Below are 15,703 nucleotides of genomic sequence, written 5' to 3' on the forward strand. Positions count from 1 at the left end.
ACCGCGCAAACAGGCCGGACACATGACTGCTTCTGACAAAGGTACCGATCATCTCAAAAATGTCTTGCAAAGCAGGAGCCATCCACACAAGCCATTCGGCTCAACTTCCACTCCAGCCGCAGCAAGCACCGTTGGCAATGCACCTCGCTCAGCAGACTGCGCGAACATGCTATTCATCCACTTGTACGCCATGCTCATCCAACCTGTCGGACCTGTACTCTGCAAATTAGTGGCTGAATAACCTGGATGCCCCATAGCTACAAACGAAGCACTCCCCGCATCCGACAAGCGCCGCTGAAGCTCCAGCCCAAACATCAAAGTGGCCAGCTTACTTTGCGAGTAAGCTTTCATAGGCGCATAATTTTCACGCATCATCAGGTCGTTAAAGTTGATCTTCCCATTTTGTGCACAAGGCTGGCAACTACAACAAATCTACCCTTTGCAGCTTCAACATTAGGTTTGAGCAAGCCTGACCATAGAAAGTGCCCCAGATGATTAGTCGCAAACTGCAACTCATACCCATCAACACTCTTCAACTCCGGTGTCTGCATAATACCAGCGTTATTGATGAGAGCATCAATCTTGGTGTATCGTGAAGCGACGATTTCCGCTGCATGGCGAACAGACGAGAGATCGCTTAAGTCCAGCTGGACCAGATCTACTCTTCCTTTCGCCTGAGTTCGCAACGCTTGCTGGGCAGCTGAACCTTTTTCAGCATTCCGACAGGCAATAACAACATCACCACCCGCTTTCGCAAGCATCCTTGCCGCTTCAAGGCCAATACCGGAGTTACCGCCTGTTATGATATAAGTTTTACCCTCAAGAGAAGGCAGTTTATCCGCAGTCCAGTTGGATACTGCGCTGCTCTTGTTCACTGTGCTCATTAAATTCTCCAATGCGCGGCACCTGTTCGTGCTGCATAATAAAGTTGACAATAATTACTGAAATTGTCAACTAGGTAAACATGAAAACAAACTTTGATAAAAAGAAGGCATTGGGCGTTTTTGCTCAATATGGCTTCCGAAAGACCTCAGTCGGTGACGTAGCAAGCGCGGTCGGCCTCTCACGCCAATCGCTCTACAAAAAGTTTGGAAGTAAGGAAGAGTTGTTCCAGACCATAATCGAGGAGTATTCTGAAGAGGTTGGGCTCCAGGCACTGGATATTCTTGAAGAAAAGACCAATGACTCCAAATCTCGCATCCTACGCGCTTTGGACACGATCATAGGTCAGCATGTCGATCTGATGAGAAATTCTGTTCATGGCGCTGAGCTGGTTCAGATGGGTGAGCAGGTTATGTCTGCCGTTGGTAAGGGCATCATGCCTCGGGTCATGCTCAAAATTGCGGATGTGATCCTGGAGACGCATGAGAACCGAAGCAAAGAGCAGGCAGAAGACGACGCCTTCATCCTCTACACCCTCGCCAAGGGGCTCTCTCTAACGGTCTCAAACTATGCAGAATATAAATCAGGCATCACCAGAGCTGTAAACCGCCTGCTAGACTAAGAACCAGTAGTCTCTGAAAGCTTAGTGATACTGCCCCCACAGCTCCTCACGTAAGCTTTTAACAGCGTCCTGAGCATTCTCCAGCAACGGATAGATGCTCAGCACATGCTGAAACACTTCAAGTGCCTTATCGTTCTTTCCAGTTTTCCGAAGGATCATGGCAAAACCTGAGAGTGCAGGATAATGACGCGGCTCGATCCGAAGCACTTGCTCAATGTCAGCAAGTGAACGCCCCAGATCCTCTTTCAAGAAATATACGGTCGCCCGGCGGTTCCACCCTTCCACATACCCGGGATCTAAACGAACAACCGCATCCAGCAAATCAAGCGCTAAACCGTACTCTTTCCCTTCAATAGCTTTAGCAGAACGCATCATAAGCAGATCAAGCGTATGACTCCCAGACTGCATGAAGAGGCTGTGTATGCGCCGTGAGATCGATTGCGCATTACCCAATGTATCCGCATCCCTCAGTTCAAGGAACAAGGCATCCAGAAGTTGCCCACGCGTGTAGTGAGCGGGTACACCATGCCCGGGTGCAGACCGCCCTATCTGAGCAGGACCGCCAGCAGGACCATTAAGAGCAGCCTCAGGGCCGGTATTGAGCTTAGGATGCCCCTTTGGCAGTCCACGAGTGACCTGAACCTCTACGGGACCCACAACAGCCACAACACGCTCAGAAGCACCTAAACGCTCCACTCCCACCACAAGCAGCAGGAAACACGCAAGCGCGACAGCACCACAAGCGCCAACACAACGCCTCAACCTGTCAGATTGTCGTGAAAAAGAGCCCCCTGCCGAGAAACCGGAGAGCTGAAGTTGTGGAAACGTCGATGCCCCTGAGACGGAGCTGTTTGGGCGAGCAAACAAAAAAAACCGCATGGCAAAAGCATCTCACTTTTGCCATGCGGCTCGCAACTCTTAGAACCAAGGGTTTTTCGCGCTGTTTTAGTTTAAATCAGCGCAGAAAACTTAACCCTGACGTGCTTTAAAGCGTGGGTTCTTTTTGTTGATGATGTAAACACGACCCTTGCGGCGTACCATCTGATTATCACGATGGCGGCCCATGAGTGCCTTAAGAGAATTCTTAATCTTCATTATCCTACCCCCGGTTAGGGTCAATTTTATAGGGATCCTGAAGTACCACGATCCGCCAGTGAAAAGAGGCGCTAAGCGCCTCATTAGTACAACCCCTGATCTCGCCGCGCTGCATTCTTACGAAGCGGCGCAGGACCAAGATCGAGGTCCGCTCCGCCGGATATACATCAAGGATGTTAACCGACGAAAAATGGTGGGCGTGACAAGGATCGAACTTGTGACCCCTACGATGTCAACGTAGTGCTCTCCCGCTGAGCTACACGCCCGAAACTTTCAAAGAAGCTCGTCCGTCAGCGCTTAAACGCTGCGGTGGAGAGGCGTATAAGAGGAATTTTGAGAACGTGCAAGTCCAAAAATGGAAATTTGCTATCTCTTTCCACATTCACCCCTCAAAACTAACTAAACAAGCATTTTTTCCACTTCGCGTACCAAATCTTTTAAGTGAAAAGGCTTGGAAAGAACCTTTGCATCCTGAGGTGCCTTGGAATCAGGATTAAGCGCAACAGCAGCAAATCCTGTGATGAACATAACCTTCAGGTCCGGATCAAGTTGAGTAGCTTTACGAGCTAACTCAATACCATCCATCTCTGGCATCACAATGTCAGTTAGCAATAGGGCAAAGGGCTCTTCGCAAATACGTTCGTATGCGCTCTTTCCATTATCAAAGGAAACAACAGTGTGCCCAGCCTTCTCAAGTGCCTTGGACAAGAACTGGCGCATGTCATTATCGTCTTCCGCGAGCAGAATTCGAGACATGTTCGACAACCTTAAAACTCCAGGTGCAGCGACGGGGTTCTCTTTTCAGAGCCCTCCCGTAAATAAATAGAATATGTCAGACGCACTCGCCCCTCGCAATCCGACAGATTCCGAATACTGTACGCTGTTAGGAACAGGAAACTACTCGGGAATACCTGTCAAAACAATAGGGACAAATGAAACAGGTTCACTTCTAAAGAGACTTCTGCGTCAACTGAGGGTCCAGCGCCACACCGCCCCCTCAAACTACGCAAAAACTCGCGCATCTCTTGCCTATTTCATAAGCAAACTTTCAAATGTCTAGCCCATACGCAGATCTCGTTCTATAGTAAGCGGGATTGCGGTGATTAAGGAATGTAGGCTCTGTGACAGTTTTGGAAGATCATCAGATTAAGGCGATAGCGAACTACAGCAGTGCGCTTGACACCGGAGATCAGGTACCCGCATTTGAGGTACTCTCCCCAGATGAACATTCTGTCCCTTTTATTTTTAACAGCCCCCACTCCGGGCGCGCGTACCTTTCATCGTTCCTTCAAGCCTCTAGGTTGGACACCACCCAGATCAGACAAAGCGAGGATGCATTTGTCGATCTTCTCATCAAGGATGTCGAACAGCTAGGTGCACCGGTTCTAAAAGCCAACTTCCCGCGTGCTTACCTTGATGTGAACAGAGAAGCCTATGAGCTCGATCCAAAGATGTTTGAAGGCAAGCTCCCCAAGCACATCAACTCGCGCTCTCTGCGTGTTGCAGGAGGCCTTGGAACCATCGCCCGCATTGTGGGTGAGCGCAGAGAAATCTACCACACGCGTATTCCGGCAGAAGAAGCGCTGGATCGCATTGAGCAAGTCTACAAGCCCTACCACAACACCCTGCGTGGCCTTTTGAGCAACGTACAGGACAAGTTTGGTCTCGCAGTCCTGGTAGACTGCCATTCAATGCCGTCCGCCAACTCAAACAAGAACCACGACCCCAAAGCCGACTTCGTCATTGGGGATAGGTTCGGGACTAGCTGTTCTGCCTGGCTTTCATCCTGTGCAGTCGGACTATTGCAAAACATGGGCTATAACGTAGCTCTCAATCGCCCGTATGCTGGCGGCTACATCACAGAAAACTACGGCAAGCCAGAACGCGGCGTGCACGCGCTGCAGGTTGAGATCAACCGAGCACTCTACATGGATGAGCACACCCACCAGCCACACTCAGGTTTCCACGACCTGCGCAAAGACCTGATGGAGTTCATTACTGCCTTGGTCGAGATGGTAACGGAAAGCTTTACCAGAGAAACTCTGGCTGCAGAATAACCTGCAGCCCCAGTCCATACTGCCTAAAAACCAAGCCAGTAGTCGTAAAGCCTCTCAATATCTGAGGAACACATAAGAGGCATGGCCCCTTTCAGGACTTCATCTGTCCAATCCCACCATTTCATCTCCAAAAGCATCTGAACCTGTTCTTCAGAAAAGCGGGAACGCACAACTGTTGCAGGATTACCGGCCACAACGGCATATGCTGGTACATTCTTAGTCACGACAGCACGGCTGCCAATCAATGCGCCATTACCGATCTGCACGCCCGGCATGATCATCGCTTCAGAACCAATCCAGACATCATTGCCAACACGTGTTGAACCTGCAGGCTTGAAACCGTCTTGAGCTCCTTCAAAAGCAGGCTCATCGAAATAGTGAAATGGAAACGTTGTGGCCCACTCAGGACGATGTCCTTGGTTACCGGCCATCATAAACGCTGCCCCTGAACCGATAGAGCAATACGCACCGATAATCAGCTTGTCTTGCGTCTCTTCATCTGGGCGTAGGTATCGGGCACACTCATCAAAGCTGTGGCCGTGATAATAACCAGAATAGTAGGAATGCTTTCCAACAATAATATTGGGATTGGTCACCTGCTCCTGAAGCGGGATTCCCTTAAACGGACTCTCAAAAAAATTCGGCACCTTGTTCTCCCCTTGCCTGCACCTCCCTACGACGGAGAACATTAACAACCAGACAAAAAAAAGGCCGCTCTCATCTGGAGGCGGCCCTTAGTCTAGGGAGGAAACGCCCTTCGCGAAGGGCGGCGCAGACACTGAATGTCGCGCTGCAATAAGACTCGCATCGCATCGCAAACACGTCAAGCATTCAGCTCCGTAATCGGGCTGTTCCTATACGAATTGGCCAGTTTGTATCCTTGAGACAACACCCTGATTTTTCAGGGATCATAGCCGTTGGTATGAGTTTCACACGATAGTTTAGCAGTAAGTCGTAGACACCAACGCGTGGTTTCAACAAGAGCATTTGCAAACTAAAACCGGCCTCAGAGCCATAGACATTTGCACTTTTCTAAATCCTGACTATGGTGCGCATGCAATTGACTGCTCCTACCGGATAAATTGATATGACCTCTCCCAGTCCTGATTACGCTTTTCTTCACAAACTTGCTGACGCGGCGGATGCTAAAACCATGCAGCATTTTCGCAGTGGCTACGAGGTAGACAACAAACTGGAAGCAGGCTTTGATCCAGTCACTATCGCGGATCGTTCAGCAGAAGAAGCAATCCGCGCGGTTCTGGAAGCAGAGCGCCCGGATCACGGTATCATCGGCGAAGAATATGGCAAAGTCCGCGAAGATGCCGAGAATGTCTGGGTTCTTGATCCAGTCGACGGCACACGCTCTTTCATCTGCGGCACCCCGTTGTGGGGCACACTGATTGGCCTCAGAACCAACGGCAAAGCGTCTCAAGGCATTATGAGCCAGCCGTACAACAGCGAGCGCTTTTGGGGCGATTGCAACGAAGCTTTCATGACTGGTCCGCTCGGCAAGCGTGTTCTGAAAACCCGCAGCTGCGCATCCTTGTCAGAGGCAATCATCACCACGACCGAGCCGGCCTTGTTCAATGAAGCCGAGCGCCCGGTATGGGACACGATCTGCGCAGAAGCTCGCCTCACCCGCTACAGCACAGATTGCTACGGCTACGCCATGGTTGCAGCGGCAGGCTTTGATGCAGTCATTGAGACCGGCATGAACACCTACGACATCCTTGCCCTCATCCCAATCATCGAAGGCGCTGGCGGTTTCGTCACCAACTGGACCGGAGGCAATGCAGCAGACGGTGGGCAGGTGCTTGCCACAGGCGACAAGCGCCTCCACGATGAGCTGCTCACCAAACTGGCAAAAGCAGCTGTTTAGTCCGCGCTTCCCGGAATAAACGCATCAAATGCAGCCCAGAACTGCTCACGATAAGGATCTCGCTCCATAAGAATCTCATGGCGAGATCCTCGAATTTCCAGAAAGCTCATACCCGGACAAGAGCGGCAGACTTCCTCAGCATCGTCAGTCGAGACGATCTGATCTCTTCCCGCGCCGATGACTAAAGATGGCACGCCGAATTCAATCTGGAACTCGGGCTCTCTGAAGCGTTCAGTCGCCAATCCCATAGCACGGAACCAGCTCACAGTCGGAGAACCCAGCCCCAATTGAGGCGCTTCTTCAAGAATAGCATTCATGCGCTTGAAGCGATCCGGATCAGACGTGAGCGTATTGCCGTCATAGTCAACAAGGATCTTGTCATTGCCGCCGGGAACAAAAGCGTTCCCCATGCCAACCCAGACAAGCGTCTTGGCAAGCGCACCTGCCATCTTGACCATACGCCCCTTCATCGCAAGGCCGACGAGGGGAGCTGTTAGCACCGCACGGTCAATCTTGGTCTTCAGCCGCCGGTTGGCATGCATAACCACAGCGCCACCGGTTGAGTGCGCCAGCAGGAAGTGCGGCCCAGGGCAATCAGAAAGCGAGACATTGTCCAAAACAGCGTGCAAATCCAGAGCGAACTCATCGAAGCTCTCAACGTGGCCACGTCGCTCGTTCTTCAACAAACGCTCAGAACCACCCTGCCCACGCAGATCAAAAGCCACCACATAGAAACCACGCGTCCGCAGTTCCTCAACAACCTCAAAGTATTTCTCAATAAACTCGGTACGGCCTTGGACAATAGTCACAGTCCCCTTGAGCGGAGACCCGGTTGGAGCCCAGCGTGCCCAACGGATTTTCACGTTGTCTTCTGTCTGGATAAAACCAGACTCCGTTCCCTCTGGAACTCGATTGAAATCCGTATTGACCAGTACCATCAGCGCGTAACCTCTAGTTCTCTCACTCTCAATTTGATAGCCTTTCCAAGCAACAGGCCGCAACCGCAATTTCTGGAAGTTTTTTCCATCTCAGTACGCGGTAACAAGGATATTTACATGCAAGACACAGACCTAACATCTGTTTCCCACGAGATTACCAGCCTCGCTCAGCTCGAAGAGCTCTATGGAAGCCCGAAACAAATCTCTATCGATAAAGAAGTCGGCTATATTTCTCAGCACTACAAAACCTTTATCGAAACCTCTCCTTTCTTCGCACTCACAACTGTTTCTGAAGAAGGCACCGACTGCTCTCCACGTGGGGACCCTGCAGGCTTTGTAAAGGTCATTGATGAAAAAACCATCGAGTTTCCGGACCGTCGCGGCAACAACCGCATCGATAGTTTACGTAACATCGTTCAGGATCCACGCGTCTCTTTGCTGTTTATGATCCCTGGTGTCGGTGAAACCATCCGCATCAACGGAAAAGCCAAAATCTCTGCAGACCCAATCCGGCTGGAAGCTCATAAGATAGAAGGTAAACTGCCGAAATCTATCATGGTCGTCACGGTCGAAACCATCTACTACCAGTGCCAGAAAGCCATTTACCGCTCAGGCCTTTGGACAGAAGATGCGAAGGTAGACCACAAAACAGTTCCAACTGCCGGACAAATGGCACAAGCACTGTCAAAAGTGGAGTTTGACGGCGACGCCTATGACAAGGCTTATCCAGGGCGCATTAAAGAGACAGCATACTAGAGCCCAAACACCGAAAGACCTGCCTTGATCGCAAGAAGGCAGGTCAGACGGATAAACAGATTAAGATCTCGGGAATGCTCCTTAGTACCCCAGATAACGGTACTTGATGATCCAACCGCTATAGGCATCAACAACCAGACGTGCGCGGTGTTGCCCCTGCCAGCTGGCTTTTACAATATACACGTCGCCCTTACGCTTTACTTTTTTGAAGTTGCGATAACCCCAGGCCCGTAGACGACGTTTCACCTGCTTCTTGTTCAATGCATGGTGTTGCCCATGTTCCCAATGACGGTTCTTCTTATAGTGAGCCTGCATGACCTGAACGCTTACGTTTGGTCCATCGTAGGTGAATTGAGCGCCTGCATTTGCCGGAGCCGCCGCACCAGAAACTCCCAGAGCAACAACAGCTGCAGCGGCCAGTCCGGTTACTTTTTTCTTCAAAGCATTCATCTGTTCTCTCCTTGTCGGCAATAGGGTTTGCCTGAATACAAGGAGAACGTAACAAGGCGCGGATGTACGGGATCAGAAGCGCCTGTTCAGGTTCTGTTAATCTGAAAATGCGGCCATCATTCCAGCAAAAACACCTATTTTGAAAAAACTCTTGAAACTTATTCGCCCCGTCCCCATCTCAAAATCACAGGCGCCACAGAGTGGGTCTGACACCGCTTAGAACCTTCGCCACGAATGGGAAGGCACTGTAAGCAAAAGGAAATTTCATCGTCCGCGCGCTTTGCGGCGAATGGTGAACGTTGCTCAGATGACCAGTTGGTCACACAAAAGAGGACACATAAAATGCGTCATTTCGATCTTACCCCCCTCTACCGTTCCACTGTTGGTTTCGACCGTCTTTTCTCTATGCTGGATTCAGGAACGGAACAACAGGGCTCAGCCTATCCTCCTTACAACATTGAGCGCACAGGAGAGAGCGCATACCGCATCTCCATGGCAGTCGCCGGTTTTAAGGAAGATGAACTGACGATTGAAGCTAAAGAGCATGTCTTGACTGTTTCCGGCGAGAAAAAGCCTGAAAGCGACGAAAAAGAAGTTCTCTACCGGGGTATCGCCTCCCGCGCTTTTGAACGCCGCTTCCAGATCGCCGAGTATGTGAAAGTGATTGGCGCAAGTCTGGAGCACGGATTGCTCCACATTGACCTCATCAGAGAAATTCCTGAGGCAAAAAAACCGCGCAAAATCAACATCACGGCTGGAGACAAAAAAGAACACAAACAAATTGAAGGCGAAACAGTAGCTCACTGATGTGCATTCCTGAAAAGTGGAAATCAGTTCTCAAATAAGAATACGCCTTTAAAACCCAAAGCCCTCGCGAGGACCTTCCTCCCAAACTCCCACCCTCGCGAGTGGCCACCCTTGTAACATTCTAGATTTTCTGATGTCTCTCCGAGATTGATTGGCACGCCCCTGCCAATCAATCTCACTCAAATCAACAGATTCTTCCTCCGCAATCCTCCTATGCGGATTTGTCTGGCCGCCTCTCCCCCCAGTAAGGACCAGACACAATCAACGCCCTGCTTGCCCCAGCGGGGCGTTCTTTTATGCGCGCTTCAGCAAGCACAAAGATACTCTCTCTGCATCTGTTTCTATTTTCTGGAATTTCTGCGTTCCCTACGACCACTCAGCCACTTAAGAATTATCGAATGGTAAGTTACACGCAAAATAAGAAGGGTAGGTTAGTTCACTTAAGGCCTTGCCTTGAACCCACTGGACTGACACCGCAAGGGTTGGCCTCTAACACCCTTGCTAACCCCTTGCAGGTGCCCCGCTGGTCTGCGGATTTATATCCCTCCGCAGACCAGCATTCTATGCTGCATTGCTCGACACTGCAATCATAAGATGTGATCGCGAATTGAACAGTCTGACGCGATTACCCGCGAAGATGCTCCAAAAACTCGTCAACCATCTCTGGAGTGGTCGCAAAGCAGGTCACCAAGCGAAGGAACACTTCATCTTCTGAGACGAAATCCGCTGGAATATCATAAAACTTCGCACCGGCAGCTTCCAGACGTGCCGCCTGTGTTTTGGTGAACACTGGGAACAGTTCGTTGGCCTGTGGTTCGATCGGCAATCGCACGCCTTCAATATCACGCATACCATTGGCAAGACGCATGCACATCGCGTTAGCGTGACGCGCTGAAGCCAGCCAATCATCGTCCTCCAGGTAACCTTCAAATTGCGCAGAAATAAAGCGCGCCTTTGAGAAGACCTGAGCAGCCCGCTTGCGCAAATATTCAAAGCCCTCGGACTCTTCAGGGTTGAAGAACACAACAGCTTCTGCACACCAACAACCGTTCTTGGTACCACCGAAGGACAGAACATCCACGCCGGCTTTCCATGTCATCTCCGCAGGAGAGACATCCAAAGACACCAACGCATTCGCAAAACGGGCGCCATCCATATGCAACGGCACATTCCGGGAATGGGCCACATCTGCCAGTGCCTGAATTTCATCAAGCTGGTAGATGGTCCCAAACTCTGTCACCTGAGAGATGGATACTGCAGCAGGACGGCCATGCATCGGATTATTATCCGGCACCTTGTCCATCGCGGAACGCAGCGCATCAGGCGTAAGTTTGCCATGCTCGCCGCCGATACCAATCAGCTTGTTACCAGCTGTAAAGAACTCCGGAGCGTGACACTCATCAACATTGATGTGTGCATCTTCATGACAAAACACTGCCCCGCCCGGCTTAGCATAGGTCGCAAGCGCCAGAGAATTGGCTGCTGTTCCTGTAGAAACCAGAAACACGGCAACTTCTTTTTCAAAGAGATCATTGAATTGCTGCTCGATAGAGCGGCTCAATGGATCAACCCCATAAGCGGTGGCAAAGCCGCTTGTATGGTTCGCAAGTGCAGTCATAACTGCACTCGTCGCACCTGCCCAGTTGTCACTCGCAAAAATCATAGGATTTGAATAACAACAAACCGAGGGAACTCAAGCCATTTTTGACCTATAGGGCGGAGCTCTCCGCCATAAGCTCTCTAGGTCAATAACACTTGTACAGAGTCTTTGTGCAGCTGATCCTTCTGAGCATCCGTTTTCAGTGTCAAAACAAGCGGACAATGATCAGAAACCTCAGGCTTTTGAAGCACTTGAAAGTCCATAATCTCGTCAACCCGATCGATCAGCATGTAATCTGCAAATTTTCCCGGCTTTTTGTAATGGGAGTTCCGCGTGGTTTCGATCTCATAATGATTGACCAACTCAACAAGGCCATCGTCTTCCAACAAACGAATGGTCTCACTGCCAGGCTCTACATTAAAATCTCCACACACCACTCTTAGATCACCGGGCTCAGAAACCGCCTGCGAAATATTGAGCAACCGCTTCGCTTGTTCAAAGCGTTCTGGCGTGTCCTTCTTACCATTCAAGTCACGCAGGCCATGCATATGGGTGATGCTCACGGCACGATCTGTTGCATAATCATAAACACGAATTCCATGCGCACTGCGAGAGCGTGGATGGTCTCCATAACCTTCCGCAGCATAACCTTTGTGCACAAATCCTTGCACCTGACCAACGATGGGAAAGGAACGATGCACAAACGTGGCCAGACCCCATTGAGATGAGATAGACTGCTCTTCATCCCAGAGCACACCTTGAGCAGCAGGACAAAAGACGGCAACATGTTCAGGCAGCGCCGCACACACATCACGGAAGAAATTTGCCCGCTGAGGTAAGACGTGATCGCCATCCCTATAAGTCAGCCAGTCCTTATCGCTTTCCGGTGTATGAACCACCTCTTGCAGACAAAGGACATCAGGCACAGCCTGAGATAAATACGGCAACAAGTCAGAGTAGAGCGTCCCTCCCCAACCATTCAGGCACATGATCTGCAACACGATCTCCCATAGTTCTGAGTGCGCATGCTCCAGTCATATACGCAAACGAAAAAGAGCGTATCACTTCAACAGTGATACGCTCTAATATTTATACGCAAACCCGCAGGTTTGTCAGGCTCTCAGTGTAGCCTTATGCGTGGCTCTTTGTGTCTGAAACACCAGTTTCGTGGTGAATGCCAAACCATTTGCCCAGCACCCAGTCCAACGAGAACACGCCAGGACCACGGATCACAAGAACAGTTGCCAGGAAGATCCATAGTGCGCGCTGATCAAAGATCAAAGCAGATGGATGACGATCAAACAGTGCACCAATTGTTGGCATATCAACGCCATGACCAACCACGTCCACAATGGACATAACAATCACGAAGCCAATGAAACCAATGCTTGCGGCACGAGTAAACAAGCCGACAACAATCAGTACCGGAATGATAACTTCACCCCAAGTTCCCAAAAGCACAATCAGGCCATATGGGAAAAACGGGATCTGAGAGATATCGTATCCAGCCGCCTCGGTAATATGCGGCAAGATCTGCGCATATGCACCGGTTGAAGGAAACAAGAACCCAAGCGCACCATCACCAAACTTGGTCAGCGCCGAATTCCAGAAGTACATAAACAGGACGCCTGCGAAAAGAAAGCGCGCAGACAAGCCGAGAAACCAGCCTTCAGTTACGCGCTCCAGCCAGCCAAATACGCCCTGGTATAAATTTACAAGCATTCTCATCGGATTCCTCCTCTGGTGCTTTCCACCACTCGGGGGCCTTACCGCCCGGCCCCTCGCAATCAATATTAAGCTTTGACGTCCACGCTCGCGAACACGCGTGCGCTCAGCAAGCAGCCCAATGCCTGCGACAGATCAAAGAATTTGTAAGAGGATGAAACCGCTTCTGCAGCTTCTCCCAATGTCTTGCCAAAGAACAGTAAATCAGCGAATGCCGCTACGTCCTGAGCCAATCCGGTCAGTGTCACGTCCATATCTGGTCGGCAAATCAAAATCACTTGATCAGCCTCTGGAGTGATGCCTTCCACATCTTCCGAGCGGTTCTGTTTCCAGATCTCGCTAAGCGGAAAACGGGAGTAAATCAGTCTATGTGCAGGGATAGGGGTAAACACCGCATCCCCTAGTTTTGCTGGATCAATCCTGGATAACACATCCGGCGCAACAGGCGTCGCATTTGGCCCGTGGTAAACACGCAGCCATGCCCATTCCAGCGCAGCAACATCTTTCAGATAGGGATAGTCTGCAAGTGGAGGAAACGCACCAATGAACTCAGAGAACTTGCCCCCAAACTCACTCAGTACCGGCTGCTCTGGCGGATGCTTACGAACGAACTCCGCAGCAAGTGCCCGGAAGTAATCACGCCCGACCAAATCATGTACTGCTGGAAAGTTGGCAGCCATCGCATCAATCAAGCTCGCCATTACGTTATTGCGATAAACGCCATAACGCTTCTCAGAGGGATGACCATCACGCCCTACAACCCCATCGGGCACAGGGACAGCTGGATTCATCAGCCCATCCGAAAACATGTCAAAACCTTGCATGTTTGACTGCAAATCCTGCAAAGGAACGCCAAAACCTTTCAACGCAATCTTTTCCTTAGTGCTATCAGGCGCTTGGGACATGATCACCCCGCTTCTCAGCGGCTTGAGCCTGCGTCTCAATGTGAGATTGTATCACCACATCCGCTTGCTCAGCTTCATAAGCGAGAATTTTCCAGGTCGGAATATTCGCATCCCACTCAATAAGAGTTGGCTGAGGGCCTGTCCGGTCAATTGTCCGCGCATAAAGCGCCCACACAGGATCAGCAACTTTACGATCATGTGCATCGATTAGAATAGGATAGCCCAGCTCGTCTGTTTCTGGTGCATGTCCGCCAAGGTGAATTTCCTGAACGTGCTCAACCGGGAATCGGTCCACATAATCTTCAGGAGAACCACCAGAGTTCGTCGCAGAAACAAAGACATTGTTCACGTCCAGCAGCAATCCGCAGTCAGTTCGTTTTACAATCTCGCGAAGAAACTCAGTTTCTTCATAGGTGCTCTCCTTGAAGATCACATAAGCACTTGGGTTTTCAAGCAACATCTGACGACCAAGAAAGGTCTGCACTTCATCAATATGGTCAACGACCTGCTGCAATGTCACCTCAGTGTAAGGCAAAGGCAGAAGATCATTGAAATACTCGGTGTCGTGCGTTGACCAGGCCAGATGCTCACTGAAAAGGCCCGGATCATAACGATCAGCAACATCTTTCACGCGAGAAAGGTGCTCTTTGTTCAGTGGATCAGCACCGCCAATAGACAAGCCGACACCATGAAGAGAGATAGGATAATCACGTCGGATCGCTTCAAGGTAACCGTGTGGAGGACCACCAGCACCCATATAGTTTTCCGCGTGAATTTCGAAGAAGCCCATGTCAGGTTTGTCATTGAGAATACGATGATAATGATCAGCTTTTAAGCCCACGCCACCTCGTGCAGGTAGTTTTGCATTGACTCTTTGCGCGCACATATCAGTACCTCGTTCTATATTATGACTTCTTCTTAAAGAAACACCGGAGGGGAAAAACCCGCCCCGGTGCAACGCAGTATATTGTAAAGTAAAGCGATTAGTGAGGCAGATCGCGGGAAAGTTCAGTCAAAGAACCTTTACGGTCACCTGGGACTTCAATGGATTCACATGTACCGGTTGGTACGAGGGTCCAAGCATTGCCCTGATAGTCAACAGTGGAAGTACCTGCACAAGTGGTGCCAGCGCCCGCTTTACAGTCGTTTTCACCAGCAAGGGAAACGCCGTAACATTTTTCTTTAGAAGCAGCTTCAGCAACAGTAATGTTTGCACCAGCTACAGCAGCAGTAACAGCGGTTGCAAGTACAGCAGCGGACAACGTTTTTTTGGACATTTCAAAACTCCTCAAATTGAAATTCGGCGATGTGTTCAACAGGTTCGGTTCGCCTCTGAAGACAGTTCTGACAAAAAACTCGATCAATGGGAAATCAAACACATGTTATTTTCACGCGATTAAATCAATAAAATGAGATCATCGTCCTCACAGGTTCGTGAATAGTTGAAATATTATTGCATCTAACTTGAGTTTTAGATGCCAATGCGACAATCGGCCTAATAAAATTAAAAGAATAGAAATAAAGACTTTCTGAAACGCTCTTGCTCTACCCTCCAAAATCTGGCATGTTCGCGACGCGGAAAAGGACAGGAGTGCTGTCCTTATTATCCCGCATGCGTTGATGACAATCTGGAAGACAGCTTCCAAGCGATCCACCTAAGAGATCCACACAACGCAATAGAGAAGGATGTAGGCGCGTTCCCAACGCCGCGACATTCTCCCCCAAATGTGTGCCATGCGGACATATCGCAATGCACTCGCCAAAGGGGTAAGATAGATCGGAGGAAACTCCGAATGGGCGGCCCTATGTATAAAGAGGCCGTGCTTCATTCGACAGATCCGGGGCAAGCCGTGCCGGGGCTTCGAACGAGCCGCGAGGAAGACCTCCCCGCGACCCGAACGAGGAAGTGACCTTAACCGGTCACATTGAGATGAGCGAAAGTGAGGCCAAAAATGGCAGAAAAAGGAGGAAACACGATGCATATGAG

Annotated in this window: 19 protein-coding genes and 1 tRNA gene; 6 read left to right on the forward strand and 14 right to left on the reverse strand. The window is 50.3% G+C overall.

The genetic code is table 11. The annotated features are described in order from the left end of the window. The coding region (locus PPL9_RS33095; protein ID WP_208989200.1) for a hypothetical protein at positions 1 to 241 on the forward strand (241 nt) is incomplete at its 5' end. A gap of 133 nt (positions 242 to 374) precedes the next feature. On the opposite strand, the gene PPL9_RS33100 is transcribed toward PPL9_RS33095, so the two are convergent. Beyond that, positions 375 to 884: an SDR family NAD(P)-dependent oxidoreductase gene (locus PPL9_RS33100; protein WP_208989201.1), complete on the reverse strand. Its 510-nt coding sequence runs from the start codon at positions 882 to 884 to the stop codon at positions 375 to 377. Positions 885 to 964: 80 nt separating this feature from the next. Here PPL9_RS33100 and PPL9_RS05830 point away from each other — a divergent pair, with 80 nt between their 5' ends. Next, a complete protein-coding gene (locus PPL9_RS05830; RefSeq protein ID WP_057461810.1) occupies positions 965 to 1,504 on the forward strand; it encodes a TetR/AcrR family transcriptional regulator in 540 nt (179 codons plus the stop codon). Positions 1,505 to 1,525: 21 nt separating this feature from the next. Here PPL9_RS05830 and PPL9_RS05835 read toward each other — a convergent pair whose 3' ends face one another. The 4 genes from PPL9_RS05835 to PPL9_RS05850 all read right to left on the reverse strand — a co-directional run bounded on the left by PPL9_RS05835 (position 1,526) and on the right by PPL9_RS05850 (position 3,355). Next, on the reverse strand, positions 1,526 to 2,383 hold the full coding sequence (locus tag PPL9_RS05835; protein WP_208989202.1) for a hypothetical protein: 858 nt from the start codon (positions 2,381 to 2,383) through the stop codon (positions 1,526 to 1,528). Positions 2,384 to 2,473: 90 nt separating this feature from the next. Then, a complete protein-coding gene (gene ykgO, locus PPL9_RS05840) occupies positions 2,474 to 2,599 on the reverse strand; it encodes a type B 50S ribosomal protein L36 (protein ID WP_054662728.1) in 126 nt (41 codons plus the stop codon). A gap of 191 nt (positions 2,600 to 2,790) precedes the next feature. Then, a tRNA-Val gene (locus tag PPL9_RS05845) sits at positions 2,791 to 2,865 on the reverse strand. Between the two features lie 133 nt (positions 2,866 to 2,998). After that, positions 2,999 to 3,355 carry a response regulator gene (locus PPL9_RS05850; protein ID WP_008551455.1) on the reverse strand — a complete coding sequence of 119 codons (357 nt, stop codon included), beginning with the start codon at positions 3,353 to 3,355 and terminating at the stop codon, positions 2,999 to 3,001. A 485-nt stretch (positions 3,356 to 3,840) separates the two neighbouring features. Between PPL9_RS05850 and PPL9_RS05855 the strand changes: the two genes are divergently transcribed. Next, positions 3,841 to 4,656, forward strand: coding sequence for an N-formylglutamate amidohydrolase (locus PPL9_RS05855; protein ID WP_082596602.1), 816 nt, complete (start codon positions 3,841 to 3,843; stop codon positions 4,654 to 4,656). A 23-nt stretch (positions 4,657 to 4,679) separates the two neighbouring features. Here the strand turns inward: PPL9_RS05855 and catB are convergent, their stop codons facing one another. Continuing rightward, positions 4,680 to 5,303, reverse strand: a complete 624-nt coding sequence (catB, locus tag PPL9_RS05860) for a type B chloramphenicol O-acetyltransferase (RefSeq protein WP_057461812.1) — start codon at positions 5,301 to 5,303, stop codon at positions 4,680 to 4,682. Between the two features lie 440 nt (positions 5,304 to 5,743). On the opposite strand from catB, the gene hisN reads away from it, so the two are divergent. Further along, on the forward strand, positions 5,744 to 6,535 hold the full coding sequence (gene hisN / locus PPL9_RS05865) for a histidinol-phosphatase (protein ID WP_057461813.1): 792 nt from the start codon (positions 5,744 to 5,746) through the stop codon (positions 6,533 to 6,535). On the opposite strand, the gene PPL9_RS05870 is transcribed toward hisN, so the two are convergent. Beyond that, positions 6,532 to 7,473, reverse strand: a complete 942-nt coding sequence (locus PPL9_RS05870; RefSeq protein ID WP_057461814.1) for an alpha/beta hydrolase — start codon at positions 7,471 to 7,473, stop codon at positions 6,532 to 6,534. The genes hisN and PPL9_RS05870 overlap by 4 nt on opposite strands. 117 nt (positions 7,474 to 7,590) lie before the next feature. Between PPL9_RS05870 and PPL9_RS05875 the strand changes: the two genes are divergently transcribed. Then, positions 7,591 to 8,229 (forward strand): pyridoxamine 5'-phosphate oxidase family protein, encoded by a 639-nt coding sequence (locus tag PPL9_RS05875; protein ID WP_057461815.1) that lies wholly within the window; start codon positions 7,591 to 7,593, stop codon positions 8,227 to 8,229. 81 nt (positions 8,230 to 8,310) lie between these two features. On the opposite strand, the gene PPL9_RS05880 is transcribed toward PPL9_RS05875, so the two are convergent. After that, complete coding sequence (locus tag PPL9_RS05880; protein WP_057461816.1) at positions 8,311 to 8,679, reverse strand: hypothetical protein; 369 nt, start codon at positions 8,677 to 8,679, stop codon at positions 8,311 to 8,313. A 342-nt stretch (positions 8,680 to 9,021) separates the two neighbouring features. Between PPL9_RS05880 and PPL9_RS05885 the strand changes: the two genes are divergently transcribed. After that, on the forward strand, positions 9,022 to 9,486 hold the full coding sequence (locus PPL9_RS05885; RefSeq protein WP_057461817.1) for an Hsp20 family protein: 465 nt from the start codon (positions 9,022 to 9,024) through the stop codon (positions 9,484 to 9,486). A gap of 625 nt (positions 9,487 to 10,111) precedes the next feature. Here PPL9_RS05885 and PPL9_RS05890 read toward each other — a convergent pair. The 6 genes from PPL9_RS05890 to PPL9_RS05915 all read right to left on the reverse strand — a co-directional run bounded on the left by PPL9_RS05890 (position 10,112) and on the right by PPL9_RS05915 (position 14,993). Beyond that, positions 10,112 to 11,149: a low specificity L-threonine aldolase gene (locus tag PPL9_RS05890; protein WP_057461818.1), complete on the reverse strand. Its 1,038-nt coding sequence runs from the start codon at positions 11,147 to 11,149 to the stop codon at positions 10,112 to 10,114. Positions 11,150 to 11,226: 77 nt separating this feature from the next. Beyond that, a complete protein-coding gene (locus PPL9_RS05895) occupies positions 11,227 to 12,084 on the reverse strand; it encodes an endonuclease/exonuclease/phosphatase family protein (RefSeq protein WP_057461915.1) in 858 nt (285 codons plus the stop codon). 133 nt (positions 12,085 to 12,217) lie between these two features. Then, positions 12,218 to 12,808, reverse strand: a complete 591-nt coding sequence (locus PPL9_RS05900) for a DoxX family protein (protein WP_057461819.1) — start codon at positions 12,806 to 12,808, stop codon at positions 12,218 to 12,220. A 71-nt stretch (positions 12,809 to 12,879) separates the two neighbouring features. After that, complete coding sequence (locus PPL9_RS05905) at positions 12,880 to 13,716, reverse strand: DNA-binding domain-containing protein (RefSeq protein ID WP_057461820.1); 837 nt, start codon at positions 13,714 to 13,716, stop codon at positions 12,880 to 12,882. Beyond that, positions 13,700 to 14,602, reverse strand: coding sequence for a DUF692 domain-containing protein (locus PPL9_RS05910; protein ID WP_057461821.1), 903 nt, complete (start codon positions 14,600 to 14,602; stop codon positions 13,700 to 13,702). The genes PPL9_RS05905 and PPL9_RS05910 overlap by 17 nt, the downstream gene beginning before the upstream one ends. A gap of 97 nt (positions 14,603 to 14,699) precedes the next feature. Then, complete coding sequence (locus PPL9_RS05915) at positions 14,700 to 14,993, reverse strand: DUF2282 domain-containing protein (protein ID WP_057461822.1); 294 nt, start codon at positions 14,991 to 14,993, stop codon at positions 14,700 to 14,702. Positions 14,994 to 15,703: the final 710 nt, after the last annotated feature.

Origin of the sequence: Pseudovibrio sp. POLY-S9, assembly GCF_001431305.1 — a bacterium.
Taxonomy (GTDB): Bacteria; Pseudomonadota; Alphaproteobacteria; order Rhizobiales; family Stappiaceae; genus Pseudovibrio.

Coding starts and splice junctions, on each gene's coding strand:
- PPL9_RS05915 (WP_057461822.1), bottom strand. CDS start 14,993: ATGTCCAAAAAAACGTTGTCCGCTGCTGTACTTGCAACCGCTGTTACT.
- ykgO (WP_054662728.1), bottom strand. CDS start 2,599: ATGAAGATTAAGAATTCTCTTAAGGCACTCATGGGCCGCCATCGTGAT.
- PPL9_RS05880 (WP_057461816.1), bottom strand. CDS start 8,679: ATGAATGCTTTGAAGAAAAAAGTAACCGGACTGGCCGCTGCAGCTGTT.
- PPL9_RS05890 (WP_057461818.1), bottom strand. CDS start 11,149: ATGATTTTTGCGAGTGACAACTGGGCAGGTGCGACGAGTGCAGTTATG.
- PPL9_RS05885 (WP_057461817.1), top strand. CDS start 9,022: ATGCGTCATTTCGATCTTACCCCCCTCTACCGTTCCACTGTTGGTTTC.
- PPL9_RS05875 (WP_057461815.1), top strand. CDS start 7,591: ATGCAAGACACAGACCTAACATCTGTTTCCCACGAGATTACCAGCCTC.
- PPL9_RS05905 (WP_057461820.1), bottom strand. CDS start 13,716: ATGTCCCAAGCGCCTGATAGCACTAAGGAAAAGATTGCGTTGAAAGGT.
- hisN (WP_057461813.1), top strand. CDS start 5,744: ATGACCTCTCCCAGTCCTGATTACGCTTTTCTTCACAAACTTGCTGAC.
- PPL9_RS05850 (WP_008551455.1), bottom strand. CDS start 3,355: ATGTCTCGAATTCTGCTCGCGGAAGACGATAATGACATGCGCCAGTTC.
- PPL9_RS05900 (WP_057461819.1), bottom strand. CDS start 12,808: ATGCTTGTAAATTTATACCAGGGCGTATTTGGCTGGCTGGAGCGCGTA.
- PPL9_RS05870 (WP_057461814.1), bottom strand. CDS start 7,473: ATGGTACTGGTCAATACGGATTTCAATCGAGTTCCAGAGGGAACGGAG.
- PPL9_RS05835 (WP_208989202.1), bottom strand. CDS start 2,383: ATGCGGTTTTTTTTGTTTGCTCGCCCAAACAGCTCCGTCTCAGGGGCA.
- PPL9_RS05830 (WP_057461810.1), top strand. CDS start 965: ATGAAAACAAACTTTGATAAAAAGAAGGCATTGGGCGTTTTTGCTCAA.
- PPL9_RS05910 (WP_057461821.1), bottom strand. CDS start 14,602: ATGTGCGCGCAAAGAGTCAATGCAAAACTACCTGCACGAGGTGGCGTG.
- PPL9_RS33100 (WP_208989201.1), bottom strand. CDS start 884: ATGAGCACAGTGAACAAGAGCAGCGCAGTATCCAACTGGACTGCGGAT.